The organism is Plantibacter sp. CFBP 13570, from assembly GCF_014841395.1.
Taxonomy (GTDB): Bacteria; Actinomycetota; Actinomycetes; order Actinomycetales; family Microbacteriaceae; genus Plantibacter; species Plantibacter auratus.
Map to the genome: position 1 here is coordinate 13,591 of NZ_JACYTW010000013.1, position 14,879 is coordinate 28,469.

At 69.0% G+C, this 14,879-nt stretch carries 15 protein-coding genes and 2 tRNA genes; 3 read left to right on the top strand and 14 right to left on the bottom strand.

All coding sequences use genetic code 11. The features are described from left to right. Positions 1-56: 56 nt before the first annotated feature. The 6 genes from clpX to IFT89_RS06775 form a co-directional block, all read right to left on the bottom strand. Positions 57-1,334 carry an ATP-dependent Clp protease ATP-binding subunit ClpX gene (gene clpX / locus IFT89_RS06750; RefSeq protein WP_064295154.1) on the bottom strand — a complete coding sequence of 426 codons (1,278 nt, stop codon included), beginning with the start codon at positions 1,332-1,334 and terminating at the stop codon, positions 57-59. Positions 1,335-1,445: 111 nt separating this feature from the next. Continuing rightward, entirely contained in the window at positions 1,446-2,114 is a 669-nt protein-coding gene (locus tag IFT89_RS06755; protein WP_071260849.1) for an ATP-dependent Clp protease proteolytic subunit, read from the bottom strand. 30 nt (positions 2,115-2,144) lie between these two features. Next, entirely contained in the window at positions 2,145-2,738 is a 594-nt protein-coding gene (locus tag IFT89_RS06760) for an ATP-dependent Clp protease proteolytic subunit (RefSeq protein ID WP_056006680.1), read from the bottom strand. 144 nt (positions 2,739-2,882) lie between these two features. Beyond that, positions 2,883-3,389, bottom strand: a complete 507-nt coding sequence (locus IFT89_RS06765) for a tetratricopeptide repeat protein (protein ID WP_194644463.1) — start codon at positions 3,387-3,389, stop codon at positions 2,883-2,885. Positions 3,390-3,473: 84 nt separating this feature from the next. Continuing rightward, positions 3,474-4,940 (bottom strand): trigger factor, encoded by a 1,467-nt coding sequence (gene tig, locus IFT89_RS06770; RefSeq protein WP_202938558.1) that lies wholly within the window; start codon positions 4,938-4,940, stop codon positions 3,474-3,476. Positions 4,941-4,995: 55 nt separating this feature from the next. Further along, positions 4,996-5,069 (bottom strand) — tRNA-Pro (locus IFT89_RS06775). A 193-nt stretch (positions 5,070-5,262) separates the two neighbouring features. Here IFT89_RS06775 and IFT89_RS06780 point away from each other — a divergent pair. Beyond that, a tRNA-Gly gene (locus IFT89_RS06780) sits at positions 5,263-5,333 on the top strand. 346 nt (positions 5,334-5,679) lie between these two features. Here IFT89_RS06780 and IFT89_RS06785 read toward each other — a convergent pair. Next, positions 5,680-6,951, bottom strand: a complete 1,272-nt coding sequence (locus IFT89_RS06785; protein WP_137241834.1) for an HNH endonuclease signature motif containing protein — start codon at positions 6,949-6,951, stop codon at positions 5,680-5,682. A 335-nt stretch (positions 6,952-7,286) separates the two neighbouring features. Here IFT89_RS06785 and IFT89_RS06790 point away from each other — a divergent pair, with 335 nt between their 5' ends. Beyond that, entirely contained in the window at positions 7,287-7,478 is a 192-nt protein-coding gene (locus tag IFT89_RS06790) for a hypothetical protein (RefSeq protein WP_079705708.1), read from the top strand. On the opposite strand, the gene IFT89_RS06795 is transcribed toward IFT89_RS06790, so the two are convergent. Continuing rightward, positions 7,475-8,011, bottom strand: a complete 537-nt coding sequence (locus IFT89_RS06795; RefSeq protein ID WP_137241835.1) for a gamma carbonic anhydrase family protein — start codon at positions 8,009-8,011, stop codon at positions 7,475-7,477. The two genes, IFT89_RS06790 and IFT89_RS06795, sit on opposite strands and share 4 nt — an antisense overlap. Before the next feature lie 215 nt (positions 8,012-8,226). Between IFT89_RS06795 and IFT89_RS06800 the strand changes: the two genes are divergently transcribed. After that, positions 8,227-8,715: a Dps family protein gene (locus IFT89_RS06800; protein WP_064295149.1), complete on the top strand. Its 489-nt coding sequence runs from the start codon at positions 8,227-8,229 to the stop codon at positions 8,713-8,715. 81 nt (positions 8,716-8,796) lie between these two features. On the opposite strand, the gene IFT89_RS06805 is transcribed toward IFT89_RS06800, so the two are convergent. From IFT89_RS06805 to IFT89_RS06830, 6 genes are all read right to left on the bottom strand, one after another. Continuing rightward, positions 8,797-9,474, bottom strand: coding sequence for a response regulator transcription factor (locus tag IFT89_RS06805; protein WP_290368178.1), 678 nt, complete (start codon positions 9,472-9,474; stop codon positions 8,797-8,799). A gap of 4 nt (positions 9,475-9,478) precedes the next feature. Next, positions 9,479-10,852, bottom strand: coding sequence for a sensor histidine kinase (locus IFT89_RS06810; RefSeq protein WP_202938559.1), 1,374 nt, complete (start codon positions 10,850-10,852; stop codon positions 9,479-9,481). A 110-nt stretch (positions 10,853-10,962) separates the two neighbouring features. After that, positions 10,963-12,516 (bottom strand): amidohydrolase, encoded by a 1,554-nt coding sequence (locus IFT89_RS06815; RefSeq protein ID WP_202938560.1) that lies wholly within the window; start codon positions 12,514-12,516, stop codon positions 10,963-10,965. 37 nt (positions 12,517-12,553) lie between these two features. Then, a complete protein-coding gene (locus tag IFT89_RS06820; RefSeq protein WP_192018099.1) occupies positions 12,554-13,558 on the bottom strand; it encodes an Fpg/Nei family DNA glycosylase in 1,005 nt (334 codons plus the stop codon). 62 nt (positions 13,559-13,620) lie between these two features. Then, positions 13,621-14,109, bottom strand: coding sequence for a ribose-5-phosphate isomerase (locus IFT89_RS06825; protein WP_085510673.1), 489 nt, complete (start codon positions 14,107-14,109; stop codon positions 13,621-13,623). A gap of 35 nt (positions 14,110-14,144) precedes the next feature. Then, positions 14,145-14,768, bottom strand: a complete 624-nt coding sequence (locus tag IFT89_RS06830) for a mycothiol-dependent nitroreductase Rv2466c family protein (protein WP_192018100.1) — start codon at positions 14,766-14,768, stop codon at positions 14,145-14,147. Positions 14,769-14,879 lie beyond the last annotated feature (111 nt).

Genomic DNA, 14,879 nt, shown 5'->3' on the forward strand with positions numbered 1-14,879 from the left:
CAGCGACTCCGGAGGATCCGGGGGCTGCGGCGGGCTTGTTCACCGCTGGGTGTCGTCTAGGCCGACTTCTCCTGACGGCGAGCCGCACGCGGGACGATCGTCGGGGCCGCGTTCTCGACGACGGACTCCCGGGTGATGACCACGCGAGCGACCTCGTCGGTGGAGGGCACCTCGAACATGATCGGCCCGAGCACCTCTTCCATGATGGCTCGGAGCCCTCGGGCACCGGTCTTGCGGAGGACGGCGAGGTCGGCGATCGCTTCGAGTGCCGCCTGGTCGAACTCCAGCTCGACGCCGTCGATCTCGAACATGCGCTGGTACTGACGCACGAGCGCGTTCTTCGGGACCGTGAGGATCTCCATGAGCGCATGCTGGTCGAGCGGGGTGACCGTCGTGACGACCGGCAGGCGACCGATGAACTCGGGGATGAGACCGAACTTGTGGAGGTCTTCCGGCAGGACCTCGCCGAAGAGGTTCACGTCGTCGCCCTTGCTGTGCAGGGGTGCGCCGAATCCGATGCCCTTCTTGCCCGCGCGGGAGGAGATGATCTCCTCCAGCCCGGCGAAGGCGCCGGCCACGATGAACAGGACGTTCGTCGTGTCGATCTGGATGAACTCCTGGTGCGGGTGCTTCCGGCCGCCCTGCGGGGGTACCGAGGCGACGGTTCCCTCGAGGATCTTGAGGAGCGCCTGCTGGACGCCCTCGCCGGAGACGTCGCGCGTGATGGAGGGGTTCTCCGCCTTGCGGGCGATCTTGTCGACCTCGTCGATGTAGATGATGCCGGTCTCCGCGCGCTTGACGTCGTAGTCGGCGGCCTGGATGAGCTTGAGGAGGATGTTCTCGACGTCCTCGCCGACGTAGCCGGCCTCGGTCAGTGCGGTCGCATCGGCGACGGCGAAGGGCACGTTGAGTCGTTTCGCGAGGGTCTGCGCGAGATACGTCTTGCCGCAGCCCGTCGGGCCGATGAGGAGGATGTTGCTCTTCGCGATCTCGATGTCGTCGTGCACCGTCTCGGCGGGAGCGAGCGTGGCGCGGGAGCGGACGCGCTTGTAGTGGTTGTACACCGCGACCGAGAGCGCCTTCTTCGCGGCCTCCTGGCCGATGACGTACTCCTCGAGGAAGGCGAAGATCTCCTTCGGCTTCGGGAGGTCGAACTCGCTCACCGTCTCCTCGCTCGCTTCAGCGAGTCGCTCGGCGATGATCTCGTTGCACAACTCGACGCACTCGTCGCAGATGTACACGCCGGGACCAGCGATCAGCTGCTGGACCTGCTTCTGGCTCTTGCCGCAGAACGAGCACTTGAGCAGATCGGCGCTTTCGCCTATCCGTGCCATGTCTTTCCCTCTCCCTGGAGATTCGGTGCTCCGAGCCTAACCTGTCCCTGCGACAACTCGGCGCGCCACCCCGCTGGGATGACGCGCCGAGTCGTGAGCACGGGAACCGGGTCAGGCCGTGATGGCCGCGATCGGGTTCTTCCGTGAGGTGAGCACCTGGTCGATGAGACCGTACTCGAGCGCCTCGGCGGCCGAGAGGATCTTGTCGCGGTCGATGTCCTTGTTGACCTGCTCCACCGAACGGTTGGAGTGGTGTGCGAGGGTCGACTCGAGCCAGCCGCGCATGCGGAGGATCTCGGCCGCCTGGATCTCGATGTCCGAAGCCTGTCCGTGGCCGGCCTCGCCGACGGCGGGCTGGTGGATCAGGATGCGGGCGTTCGGGAGCGCCAGGCGCTTGCCCGGCGTGCCGGCGGCGGTCAGCACGGCAGCGGCGGAGGCCGCCTGTCCGAGGACCACCGTCATGACGTGCGGACGGATGTACTGCATCGTGTCGTAGATCGCCGTCATCGCGGTGAACGAGCCACCGGGTGAGTTGATGTACATGACGATGTCGCGGTCGGGGTCCATGCTCTCGAGCACGAGCAGCTGGGCCATGATGTCGTCGGCCGATGCGTCGTCGACCTGCACGCCGAGGAAGATGATGCGGTCCTCGAAGAGCTTCGCGTACGGGTCCTGGCGCTTGTAGCCGTAGGCCGTGCGCTCTTCGAAGCTCGGGAGGATGTAGCGAGCACCCGGCATCTGCAGCGAGCGGCCCGCCGCACTGAACGTTGGAGTCTCCATGTGTTGCATTCCTGTCTGGTCGAAGCCGGGTTACTTGTCGCTGTCGACGGTTCCGCCGCCGCCGGCCACGTCGAGCGCGGACTCACGGAGGTGGTCGACGAAACCGTATTCGAGCGCCTCTTCGGCGTTGAACCAGCGGTCGCGGTCGCCATCGGCGTTGATCTGCTCGACGCTCTTGCCGGTCTGCGCCGCGGTGATCTCGGCGAGACGGCGCTTCATGTCGAGGATGAGCTGCGCCTGGGTCTGGATGTCGCTCGACGTCCCGCCGAATCCGCCGTGCGGCTGGTGGAGGAGCACGCGGGCGTTCGGGGTGATGTAGCGCTTGCCCTTGGTGCCGGCCGTGAGGAGGAGCTGACCCATCGACGCGGCCATACCGATGCCGACGGTGACGATGTCGTTCGGCACGAACTGCATGGTGTCGTAGATGGCCATGCCGGCCGTGATGGAGCCACCGGGCGAGTTGATGTAGAGGTAGATGTCGCGCTTCGGGTCGTCCGCGGCGAGGAGCAGCAGCTTGGCCGCGATCTCGTTCGCGTTCTCGTCGCGGACCTCGGCGCCCAGCCAGATGATCCGGTCCTTCAGCAGGCGGTCAAAGACACTGGGCGAGAACTGTGGTTCGGCCATTATCGCTCCGTTTCGGTTGTGCAGTGGTTCGAATCTATCGGAGGCCACGCGCGACCAACGCCCTGTTCGCCCTCGGCAGACTCCCGGGCGACGAGGTTCGCCGGCAGCGGACGGCGAGCGGACGGAAGGCGCGACCGTCGGGGCTCAGCGGAGCGGATCCGTCTCGAGTTCGTCGGCGTAGGCGCGGACGGACCGGTGGTAGCGCGGGAGGTGCGGCACGAGGGCACGGAGGGCGACCGCGGTCGCTCGGCGCGGGTCCCCCGAGCTGGCGAGCGCCAGGGCCAGGAAGGCCGCGGTCGCGTCCGCGTACGGACCGGTCGGATCGTCCGCGAGCTGCTGTTCCAGCAGGACGACGCTCTCAGCGGTCCGGCCGAGGTTGCGGAGGGTGCTGGCCAGTTGGATGATCGCCTGCGGACGGTGCTCCTCGTCGAGCCCGGCCTCGAGCGCGGCGCGATAGAAGACCTCGGCCTCGACCTCGTGGCCGGCGGAGTCGCGTGCACCGGCAACCTCGAAGGCGGCGCGGGCGTCACCCGCCGGACGCTCGGCGGCCAGGGCGTCGATCGCCGCGATGCGCTGCTCGTCGTCGATGGTCTCGTCGGCCCAGACGGCTGCGACGCGGTCGTCCCAGCCGGTTGCGTCGGTCGTCGTCATGATGGCTCCCATTCGGCTGACGTGTCCGGAGACGACGACAGGGGCGGAATCGCTTCCGCCCCTGTCGCCACTGCTGGTGCTGTCCTACTCGGCAGCGGCCTCGTCGGCAGCGGCCTTCTTGGCCGGTGCCTTCTTGGCGGGCGCCTTCTTCGCAGGTGCCTTCTTGGCGGCGGCCTTCTTCGGCTCTGCCTCGGCCGGAGCCTCGTCGGCGGCGTCCTCGACCGGAGCCTCGGTCGTCTCGTCGGCCGCGGTCTCGGTGGCGGCGTCCTCGTCCTCGACCACGGCGACGAAGTCGCTCAGGTCGACGGGCTTGCCGTTGGAGTCGACGACCTCGGCCTTGCCGAGCGCGATGGCGATGGCCTTGTTGCGGGCGACCTCGCCGACCATGGCGGGGATCTGGCCCTGCTGGCCGAGTGCCTCGATGAACTCACCAGGCTCCATGCCGTACTGCGACGCGCTCTGGATGAGGTACTCGGTGAGCTCGTTCTGGTTCACCTGGACGTTGAGCGACTCCGCCAGTGCGTCGAGGAGGAGCTGCGTGCGCAGTGCCTTCTCGCTGGACTCGGTGACCTCGGCGCGGTGCTCGTCGTCCTCGAGGCGGTTCTCGCCCTCGAGGTGACGGTGCACCTCGTCCTCGATGACGCTCTCGGGCACGGGGATCTGCGCGGCCTCGAGCATGGCGTCGACGAGCGCGGTGCGTGCGTCGCGGCCCTGGGTGATGACCTGCTGGCGCTCGACGACCTCGCGCAGCTGCGCCTTGAACTCGTCGATGGTGTCGAACTCGCTCGCGATCTGAGCGAAGTCGTCGTCGGCCTCGGGAAGCTCGCGCTCCTTGACGGCGGTCAGGGTGACGGTGACCTCGGCGTCCTCGCCCTCGTGCTCGCCACCGAGCAGCGGCGAGGTGAAGGTGGTGGTCTCACCGGCGGTGAGGGAGTCGAGTGCCTCGTCGATGCCGGTGAGCAGCTCGCCCGAACCGATCTCGTAGGAGACTCCGCTCGCGCGGTCGACCTCGGCGTCGTTGATCTTGGCGACCAGGTCGAGCTGGGCGAAGTCGCCCGTCTTGGCCGGGCGGTCGACGGTCACGAGCGTGCCGAAGCGTGCACGGATGCGGTCGAGCTCGTCCTGGACGTCGGCTTCGCCGGCTTCCTGAGCGTCGACGGTGAGCTTGAGGCCCTCGTAGGCGGGAAGCGTGATCTCGGGACGGACGTCGACCTCGATGTTCACGAGCAGGTCGCCGGAGAAGTCCTTCTCGTTCGGCCACTCGACGATGTCGGCCTGCGGGCGGCCGAGCGGACGGAGTTCGTTCTCCTCGAGTGCCTTGCGGAAGAAGCCGTCGAGGCCCTCGTTGACGGCGTGCTCGATCACGGCGCCCTTGCCGACGCGCTGGTCGATGATCGCCGGTGGCACCTTGCCCTTACGGAAGCCGGGGACGTTGATGTCCTCGGCGATGTGTCCGTAGGCGTGGGTGATGCTCGGCTTGAGCTCCTCGGGCGTCACCGCGATGGCGAGCTTGACGCGAGTGGGGCTCAGCTTCTCGACCGTGGTCTTCACGTGATTACTTCTCCTGTGTCGGGGATTCTGCCTCAGTTGAGGACGCAAAACGGAGTCGGGGCGACAGGATTCGAACCTGCGACCTCCCGGTCCCAAACCGGGCGCTCTACCAAGCTGAGCTACGCCCCGGATCGGCGACAATCCGGCCAGCCGGCCCGACCGACGAGCGGTGGGCGAAATGGCCTCGGTCAGTCTAGCCCAGAATCTGTGCGGCCCCTGTGCGGTTTCCGGGGCGGAACCGGCCTCGGGACACGGAGCTGCACGGATGGGCGCTCGGGATGCAGTAGCATTACCGGGTGAGTTCGTCGCATTGCGACGCCTCGGGGATGTAGCTCAATGGTAGAGCCTCAGTCTTCCAAACTGATTACGCGGGTTCGATTCCCGTCATCCCCTCTCCATTCGTCAGAACCATGCAGCGCCGTGCGAGCAGGCGCGACGGTTCGGCTCCGGTCCAGCGGCCTTCTGACGCCGCGCCCTTCGACAGACTCAGGGACCGGATCGTTCCCGTTGACCCTCCTCCGGTCACTGAGCTTGTCGAAGTGCCCACGAGGAACCCGTCGGCAGGCCCAGGAACCGGAGCCATCCGGGCACACCTCACCCCGGGACACCGAGCATGCGCGACCGAGCTGCCCTTCGACAGGCTCAGGGACCGAATCGTCCCCAGTGAACCTCGCCCGGTCACTGAGCTTGTCGAAGTGCCCACGAGAAACCCTTCGACAGGCTCAGGGACCGGTGGGGGTCAGAACGGCGCGGGATCCGGTTCGGTTCGATGACGTTTCCCGTCGGGTGTCGTCCAGTCGAGCACCCCGCCGGGCCCGTGTTCGAGGCTCCATCCGGGGAGGTGCTTCATCCGATGGTGATGTCGACACAGGCAGGCGAGATTGCCGACATCTGTTGCGCCGCCGTCCTCCCACGCGACCGAATGGTCGAGGTCGCAGGCTCTGGCTCGTCGCCCGCAACCGGGTGCGCGACAGGTGCCGTCTCGCAGGCGGACCGCGCGTTGAAGATCGGCGGGAACGCGGTACTGATTCCGCCCGACGGAGAGGATCGCGCCGGTTTCCGGCTGGACAAGGATCCGCGTGAAGCTGGGTGCGTTCACGGCGATACGCGCGGCGGTCTCCGGGTCGATCGGGCCGTACCCGTCGAGCATGCCGGGTGCGTCGGATACTCCGGCCATCGTGAGTGCCGGGACGGTGATCTGCACCGTCGGCTTGATGTGCTCCTGCACCTCGATCGGGTGCGGCAGGACTGGGCTGGACATCACGTCTTCCGGGGTCACACCGGTGAGCGCGAGCGCCGCGAGGGCGTCCGCTTGCAGTTGGGCGCAGGTGCGGGTGTCACCGGCCTTGCGCGACTCCGCGGCAGCCGCTTCGACCCGCTCCGCGATGCCCTGCGCGATCGGCGCCGTGGTGAACAGGTGCACCCACGCCATACCGTCCGCCGCGGGCTCGAACTCCACCCGACGGTCCGCCTCGGAGCGCACCGCTCGGGCGCTGATGGACTCGGGGTGGAGGCGCTCGCGCATGACGCGGGCGCTCGTGCGGAGGCCAGCGGCCGTGGTGCGCTCGGCGACGACGAGAATCTGTTCGAGGAACACCGCCCGCCCAGCAGCAGGGACGTCGCAGAGTTGGTCGGTGATCACTTGCGCATGCCGCGCCGAGATACGGCCTGCCTCCAGCGACGCGAGCACGGCTGGTGCGTCGTTGACGAGACGTTCGGCGTCGTTGGTCGCGCGCTGGATCGTCCGTTCCGGTATTCGGGTCGCCATCGCGAGGGCCGCACACGTCGACCGGCGGGAGAGCTCCCGACGCTCAGCCGGCGGAAAGATCGCCGGGACCGTGACGTCCGCGAAGGCGTCCGCATAGGCGGCAGAGCGGGCCAGGAGGCGCGCCTTCCGTGCGTCCAAGACTGCTTGCTGCCGGTGGATCTCCGCCCACTGATCCGAGAGCCCTGCGAGGCGCGCGGCGTGCTCGTCGCTCGCGCGGATCGCGGTGGCGGTGGTCTCGGTCATGGAACCAGTCCACCATGGACCACTGACATTCCAGATGCTGAGCTGCGCCGGTTGTGGAGGTTGCTCGTGTGCCCGTCGACAAGCTCAGGGACCGGAGGAGGTTACCCACAGACCGGGAGAAGATCGCCGGAGCCGGAAGTCCCTCGTGCGCCCTTCGACAGGCTCAGGGACCGGAAGAGGTGACACAGGGACCGGAGAGGTTACTCAGGGACCGGAAGAGGTTGCTCAGGGACCGGGAGAAGGCCACCGGAGCGGGAGGTCCCACCCGTGCCCTTCGACAGGTCGTCGCCTGGGGAGGACGGAGGACAGGATGCCCGACGCCCTAGGCTGAGCGCATGCGACTCGACGCGATCTGGCCCCACATCTGGACGGTGGCCGGCGCGCTCGTCTTCTTCGTCGGGGTGTACGCACTCGCGACCGGGCGACTCGGCGTCGGACTCATCTGCATGATCGGCTGCGTCGTCTGCCTCTCCGGCTCGCTCGCCGCGCAGCGTCGCCTCAGGAAGCGCGACGCACGCCGCCGCTAGTCTTCGTCGACGGCTGCGGCGTGGACCGCTCTGAGGGCGACGTAGTGTGCGGCGTTCTGCTTGATCGCCTCCTGCTCGTCGGCCGTCAGCTCCCGCCGCACCTTGGCCGGGACCCCCGCGACGAGCGACCCGGGCGGCACGATCATGCCCTCGAGGACCACCGCTCCGCCGGCGACGAGCGACCCGGCACCGATCACGGCTCCGCTCAGGACCACGGAGCCCATGCCGATGAGGCAGTCGTCCTCGACGGTGCAGCCGTGCACGACCGCGTTGTGTCCGACGGAGACGTTGCGCCCGATGACCGTCGGGTGGCCGCTGTCCGTGTGCACGGCGACGCCGTCCTGGATGTTGGACCCTGCGCCGAGCGTGATCGAGTCGGAGTCCGCGCGGAGGACGGCGTTGTACCAGACGCTCGAATCCGCGGCGAGCATGACGGCGCCCACCAGCACGGAGCCCGGTGCCGTGTAGGCACTCGGGTCGACCTGGGGCGAGCGTCCGTCTGAGAGTTTCCTGACCGTACCGTGCAGCGTCATACCGGCCACGCTATCGCAGGCGGCCCCGGCCGACGGGAACCCGCGTCGTTCCGGGGTGAATCGCCGGTACGGTCAGGCTTTCCTTGCTGAGTGCACCCTTCGTAAGCCGAGCCTCGACTTCCTTGCGGAATGTCTGCGGCTGAGTACCGTTGCATTCAAGTAGACCGACGAATCCGCCCGACCAGGGCCTCACTCGTCAACGAAGGGGAAACACCATGACCGACATCACCACCTCCATTCCGCAGGCCGTCGCCAACCCGGACGTCGCAGCAGGCACCGCTCAGTTCCTCAGCCCCGTCGTCGTCGACCTCACCGCCATCGTCGTCAACGGCAAGCAGGCCCACTGGCACGTGCGTGGCGCGAACTTCATCGGCGTCCACGAGCTGCTCGACGACATCGTCGACCACGCCCAGGAGTGGGCCGACCTCGCCGCAGAGCGCATCGTCGCCCTCGGCCTCCCGGTCGACGCACGCCTCAGCACCGTCGCCGCGAAGACCAGCACGCCCGAGCTGAGCGAGGGCTTCCAGCAGTCCGACCGCACCATCGCCGAGGTCATCGCCCTCATCGACGCCGCCTCCGCCTCGGTCAACACCGCGGTCGACGAGCTCGACGAGCTCGACCAGACCAGCCAGGACATCGCGATCGAGATCGCCCGCGGCCTCGACAAGGACCGCTGGTTCCTCTTCGCCCACCTCAGCCGGTAGCACCCCGGCGGGGCGACCCGCCAGCATCACCCACGAAGGGGCAGTCATCCGTGACTGCCCCTTCGTCGCGCGTGTCACCCGTCAACCGTTGCGCTGGAGCAGGGCGAGGACCGCGAGGACGCGTCGGTGGTCGCTCCCGGAGTCCTCGAGACCGAGCTTCTGGAAGATGGCCGAGATGTGCTTCTCGACCGCACCGACACCGACCCGCAGGCGTTCGGCGATCGCCGTGTTCGTGCGCCCCTCCGCCATGGCGGAGAGCACCTCCGTCTCACGCGGGGTCAGGCCGGCCAACGGGTCGCGCTGTGCTGCGAACAGGGTGCGGACCACGTCGGGGTCGAGGACGGTCCCTCCCTCGACCAACCGGTGGATGGCGTCCTGCACCTCCTCCAACGAGGCGACCCGGTCCTTGAGCAGGTAGCCGATCCCACGCCCGCCGTCCGCGAGCAGCTCCCGGGCGTAGACGGTCTCGACGTACTGGCTGAGCAGCAGGACGGGGAGGTCGGGATGCTCGGCACGCAGCGCTATCGCTGCGCGGACCCCTTCGTCCCGGAACGTGGGCGGCATGCGGACGTCCATGACGATGAGGTCCGGTCGGTCCGCCGCGAGTCCGCGCTGGAGCGCCTCCGCATCGGCGTACGCGGCGACCGTGACGAAGCCGGCCTCGTCGAACAGCCGCATCAAGCCCTCGCGGAGCAGTGTCGAATCCTCGGCGATCACGATGCGGAGCGGTCCACCACCGGCACGGTCAGGGCTGATCACGCGTTCAGCCTACGGGGAGCGAGATCGACACGGCGCTGCCACGTGCGACGCCTTCCCACACCGGGGCCGGCTCGATCACCAGTCTCCCGCCGAGACCCTGCGCGCGTTCCGTCAGGCCTTCGAGACCGTGGCCCGGTTCCAGGTGCGCGCCGCCCCGACCGTCATCGGTCACGCGGAGGGTGAGCCGCGAACCCAGCTGCTGGTCAACCGTCGCGTGGGCCTCGACGCCGGCGCGCCGCGCGTCCGCATGCTTCGACACGTTGGTCAGGAGTTCGGCGACGATGAAGTAGATCCCACGTTCCGTCTCACGAGGCAGCGTCACCGATGAGACGACCGCCAGCTCCGTCCTCGTCGGCACCGGACACCGCGCGGCGAGGTCCTCGAGTGCCGCGACGAGGCCGCGGTCCTGCAGCAGTGGCGGCATCAGGCCCTTCGAGAGCGCGCGGAGTTCGTCGAGCGTCTCGGCGGCCTGGGCGCGCGCCTCACCCAGGAGGGAGCGTGCGGAAGCGGGGTCCGTATCGAGGCGTCGTTCGGCGGCCGCGAGATCCATCTGCAACCGGACGAGTCGCTGCTGCGGACCATCGTGGATGTCCCGTTCGAGCCGCCGCACCGCGCCCGCCTCAGCCGAGACCGCGGCACCGCGTGCACGCCGCTCCGCCAGCAGCTCGGCGCGCAACTCCTCCTGTGGCCGCGCACCGAACAGCCCGGAGGCGATGGCGTGGTGCAGCAGCACCAGCACCCGGAGGACCAGCGGGAGCGTCACGAGGAACACGACACCGAGCGCGAGATTCCAGAGCTTGTCGGCGAGCAACGCGTCCGACGGGTCCAGCGTGGGAGCCAGCAGCTCCGCGAAGCCCGAGGAGGAACCAGCCGAGAGCCGGTCCGCCCAGATCCAGTAGGTCGTGCCGGCGACGGCACCCACGGTCCAGGTGATGGTCAGCCCCCAGGTGATGCCCCCGACGATCGGGTTCACGAGGACCGTGTGCAGGGCCGCCAGCCACCAACGCGGTCCGGCGAGTGGAGCGAGCACGGCACCCAGTGTCGTCTCGGTCCCGATGGACGACCGCCAGGCTCCTCGTCGGATCGGCGGGAGCCCCGTCGTGCTGAGACGCGCGACCTCGAGCTCCACGAACGCCCGCGAGACCCAGAGGGCTCCGACGACGATCAGGAGACCGACCCCCAGGATCGCGAGCCCGAAGCCGAGGGAGAGGATCACCACGGCGAGGACGCCGCCGGCGATGACGATCGGCAGGTTGGGCAACAGGAACAGGAGCGATCCGGGGACGTCCAGCCAGAGCCGACCGTATCGCCATGCGCCTCGGGTGGAGGGATCAGGCTTCGCCGACGCGTCGAGCTGCCGGCCGATGGCGGTGGTCATGAAGGAGGTCCTTTCGACGGAGCGGTCCCGGCTCTCGCACCGGGCTCACCTCAGTCTGTTCGGCTCCGCCGACGAACGGCATCCGGTGGACGCCCCGTTCCGATCGGGGGTTATCCCCCGGCCGGGTGGACGGATGGAGCCGCCGTCAGGCGCCCACCCAGCATCGTCGCACGGACCGGCATGGTGCGCAGGGCTTCCGGCGCGCAGGAGAACGGGTCGAACCCCACGACGACGAGGTCGGCGGGGCGGCCGACGGCAACCACGTCGTCGTCTCCTCTGGTCGACGCCGCCAGTGCTTCCTCGACCGTGATGGCCTGCTCGCCGTGCCAGGCCTCGCGTCCATCGCGGCTGCGCGTCACGGCGGCGGCGATGGAGACCCACGGGTCGAGGGGAGCGACCGGGGCGTCGGAACCGAGTCGGAGCGTGGCGCCGGCGTCGAGGAGGCTGCGGAGCACGAAGGCACGGTCGGTGCGCCCGGCCCAGTGGACCTCGGCGATGTCCCGATCGTCCATCGCGTGTTCCGGCTGGACACTCGCAGCCGTTCCGGTCCGCGCGAACCGCTCCAGGTCCGATGCCCGGAGTAGCTGCGCGTGTTCGATCGTGCCCCTCGCGCCGGTCGTCTCGATCGCGTCGAGCGCGAGGGTGTTGGCGCGGTCACCGATGGCGTGCACCGCGCAGTGGAGGCCGTTGGCGGTCGCCAGGGTGAGCAATGCGGTGAGTCGCTCCGGCGGGACGTTGAGCATCCCGTGCGCGTCGGTTCCGGGAGACGAACCCGGATAGGGCGCGTCGCAGCAGGCCGTCCGGGTGTTGAGGGATCCGTCGGTGATGACCTTGAACGGGCCGACCTGCACCAGGCCGTCCGTTCCGGCGAGCACTCCCCCGGTCACGAGCCCGGCGTCGATCGCGCGCTCGAGGTGCTCGGCGTACACACCGAACGAGATGCGGAGCGCGCGAGTCCCGTTCCCGACCCGACGGATCCAGTCGGCGGCGTTCCAGCGCATCTCCAGGTCGACGACACCGACGACGCCGCGTGACGCCGCCTGATCGGCTGCGGCGTCGACCCAGCGGTCGGAGAGCTCGTCGGCGACCTGGTCGAGCTGCTTGAGGACGGCGAACGACTCCTCCTCCCGCAACAGGCCGGTGGGATGGTCGGCGAAGCCCGTGGCCCGGAGCGCCGCGCTGTTCAGCCAGCAGCAGTGGAGGTCGGCGCTGACCAGCACGACCTCGCGGTCCGGTGCGATCGCGTCGAGCAGCGCGAACGTCGGCGCGTCCGGCCAGAGGGCGTCCCGGAACTTCGCGCCCTCGACCCAGCCGTCACCATCGGCCCCCTGAGCGATCCGCTCAGCGACCAACTCGACCGCCTCGGCGGCGGATGCAGCAGAGGACAGGTCGACGCGCCTGGCCGTACGCGCCCACTGGGTGAAGTGCACGTGGTGGTCCCAGAGCCCGGGCAGGAGGAACCCACCACCGCCGTCCAACACCCCGGGGTCGGAGCGAAGCAGGACCTCGGGATCGGCGGGTCGGATCGCCACGATCGAGTCGTCCTCGAGCAGGACGTCGACCCGTTCGGCGTCGGACGAGCCTCCGCGGCGCGGTCCGGACAGGTGGACGTCGGCGATCGTCGTGACGAGGTCGCCGTCGGGTCCAGGGCGGTGCTCGGTCATCACATCGGTCCTCGTCGGTTCGGCGGGCGGGTTCGGTTCAGCGCTGACAGTTCGGGCACCAGTACAGCTTGCGGGCGCCCATCTCCTCCAAAAGGATGTTCGTCCCGCAGACGCGGCACGGCAGTCCCTCCCGCTTGTAGACCCAGTGGCGATCGGCGCGGTTGGCCATCGCGAGGCGGTAGTCGGCCGCCGACAGGTCGTCCATCGTCATCATCTGGCCGGTCTCGACCCCGATCGCGAGCAACCGCGTCCAGTCGAGCCAGATCTCGCGAAGCGTCTCGACGGGGACCGTCTTCCCGGTGCGGTGCGGATCGAGACGGGCGCGGAACAGCAGTTCGGCGCGGTAGACGTTGCCGATCCCGCTGATGATCTGCTGATCCATGAGGAGCAGACCGATCGGGGAACCCTTGCGGTGCGCACGCGACACGAACCGCTCCCCCGCCTCCGCGCTCGGGTCGAGCAGTGGATCCGGTCCGAGCCGATCGATGACGGCCTGCACCCCGGCGGCGTCGATCACCTCGCAGGCGGTCGGCCCGCGGAGGTCCGCCACGGTCGTCTCGGTCAACAGCCGCACGCGCACCTGACCCACCGGTTCGGGTGGGAACCGCTCGTCGATCTCGGCGAGTGGACTCGACTGCTCGGACATCCGGACCCTGGCCCGGCGCGGTGCACCGATGCTGTGCAGGGAGTTCTCCCCGTCCGCATCGTGGATCGGCGCATCGTCGTCGTCGTCGAGCACCGTGCCGCGCTGGTTCGTCTGCCCCATGCGGCCGTTCGAGGCGGCGATGGTCGGGTCCGACCGGATCTCACCGGCGAAGTCCCACGCGCCGTACAGACCGAGGTGCACCCGCAACCACAGTCCGTCGTCGAACTCGAGGAACATCTGCTTGCCCACGGCCTTGGCGTCGGTGACCGTCCGGCCGTCGAGCACGGCGGCACCCTCGGCGAAGCGCCCCTGGGGAGACGACACGGCGACCCGGTGTCCGACGAAGTTCTGAGCGAACTGTCGGGCGATGCGATGGACGGAGTGCCCCTCGGGCATGGTGACTCCTCACTCGGTGGGGGCGCGATCCGGCGCGCCGCGCGGTGGCGGTGGAGGACGCGTCAGGCGTCGACGTGCTTGCCGGCGATGGTGCCGGTCGCCTCGAATTCGGCGAGCTGGGCGATCCGACGGGCGTGACGTTCCTCGAGGCTGAACGGCTCGGCGATGAACGCGTCGATGAAGGACACCGCCTCGTCGGTGCTGTGCTGACGCGCACCGATCGAGATGACGTTGGCGTCGTTGTGCTGCCGAGCCAGCTGCGCCGTGCTGAGGTTCCAGACGAGCGCCGCGCGGACACCGACGACCTTGTTCGCGGCGATCTGCTCGCCGTTGCCCGAGCCGCCGAACACCACGCCGAGGGCGTCCACACCGGCCTGCTGATCGCGCACGACGGCCTTCGCCGCGTTGATGCAGAACGCCGGGTAGTCGTCCAACGCGTCGTACTCGGCAGGGCCGTGGTCGACGACGTCGTGACCGGCTGCGCGCAGGTGGTCCTGCAGGAACTGACTGAGCTCGAGACCGGCGTGATCGGTGGCGATGTGGATGCGCATGTGGAAAGTCTAGGGTTCCGGGCGCCGGCGTCGCGTCAGTCGAAGATCGGGTCCGCCGTACGGCTGCGCTTCAGCTCGAAGAAGCCCGGGTAGGCGGCAGCGGCGACGACACCGTCCCACAGTGCGAGCGCCTGCTCGCCCTTCGGCGCCGGCGAGATGACGGGTCCGAAGAACGCCACGTCGTCGATCGCGATGACGGGGGTGCCGACGTCCTGACCGACCCGTCCGATGCCGTCGAAGTGGCTCTCGCGCATGGGCCCGTCGTAGGCGTCCGTCGTCGACGCTTCGGCGAGCGCCGCCGGGAGCCCGGTCTCGGCGAGGGCTTCGGCGATCACGGCGTCGACGTCCTCCGCGCGTCCGCCGGGGTGGATCCGCGTGCCGAGGGCGTCGTAGAGCGGCTTGACGACCGCATGTCCGTGTTCGGCTGCCGCAGCGGCGACGAGCCGCGTGTATCGGAGCGCCCGGGGGAAGAAGGCCCGGTAGTCGTCGCTGACGTCCTGGTCCTCGTTGAGGACGGCGAGGCTCATGATGTGCCAGTGGACGTCGAGGTTCCGGGCTTCGGTGACCTCGTCGACCCAGCGCGAGGTCATCCAGGCCCACGGGCAGGAGGGGTCGAACCAGAAGTCGACGCGGGTGGTGTCTGCAGCGGAAGTCGTCATGCCGTCACCCTACGCGCCGATCCCCGTCGACTCCCCCGAAACGGACGGACGGCGGGTCTAGGCTGGTTGATCGTGCCGCGGTCGTCACGAGCGACCACGTGCAGTTCACAC

What these genes read in the sequence shown, in the direction of transcription:
- IFT89_RS06825 (WP_085510673.1), bottom strand. Translation starts at nt 14,109, where the DNA reads ATGCGCATCCACATCGCCACCGATCACGCCGGTCTCGAGCTCAGTCAG.
- IFT89_RS06785 (WP_137241834.1), bottom strand. Translation starts at nt 6,951, where the DNA reads ATGACCGAGACCACCGCCACCGCGATCCGCGCGAGCGACGAGCACGCC.
- IFT89_RS06810 (WP_202938559.1), bottom strand. Translation starts at nt 10,852, where the DNA reads ATGACCACCGCCATCGGCCGGCAGCTCGACGCGTCGGCGAAGCCTGAT.
- IFT89_RS06815 (WP_202938560.1), bottom strand. Translation starts at nt 12,516, where the DNA reads ATGACCGAGCACCGCCCTGGACCCGACGGCGACCTCGTCACGACGATC.
- IFT89_RS06760 (WP_056006680.1), bottom strand. Translation starts at nt 2,738, where the DNA reads ATGGCCGAACCACAGTTCTCGCCCAGTGTCTTTGACCGCCTGCTGAAG.
- IFT89_RS06790 (WP_079705708.1), top strand. Translation starts at nt 7,287, where the DNA reads ATGCGACTCGACGCGATCTGGCCCCACATCTGGACGGTGGCCGGCGCG.
- clpX (WP_064295154.1), bottom strand. Translation starts at nt 1,334, where the DNA reads ATGGCACGGATAGGCGAAAGCGCCGATCTGCTCAAGTGCTCGTTCTGC.
- IFT89_RS06765 (WP_194644463.1), bottom strand. Translation starts at nt 3,389, where the DNA reads ATGACGACGACCGACGCAACCGGCTGGGACGACCGCGTCGCAGCCGTC.
- IFT89_RS06830 (WP_192018100.1), bottom strand. Translation starts at nt 14,768, where the DNA reads ATGACGACTTCCGCTGCAGACACCACCCGCGTCGACTTCTGGTTCGAC.
- IFT89_RS06755 (WP_071260849.1), bottom strand. Translation starts at nt 2,114, where the DNA reads ATGGAGACTCCAACGTTCAGTGCGGCGGGCCGCTCGCTGCAGATGCCG.
- IFT89_RS06795 (WP_137241835.1), bottom strand. Translation starts at nt 8,011, where the DNA reads ATGACGCTGCACGGTACGGTCAGGAAACTCTCAGACGGACGCTCGCCC.
- IFT89_RS06800 (WP_064295149.1), top strand. Translation starts at nt 8,227, where the DNA reads ATGACCGACATCACCACCTCCATTCCGCAGGCCGTCGCCAACCCGGAC.
- IFT89_RS06820 (WP_192018099.1), bottom strand. Translation starts at nt 13,558, where the DNA reads ATGCCCGAGGGGCACTCCGTCCATCGCATCGCCCGACAGTTCGCTCAG.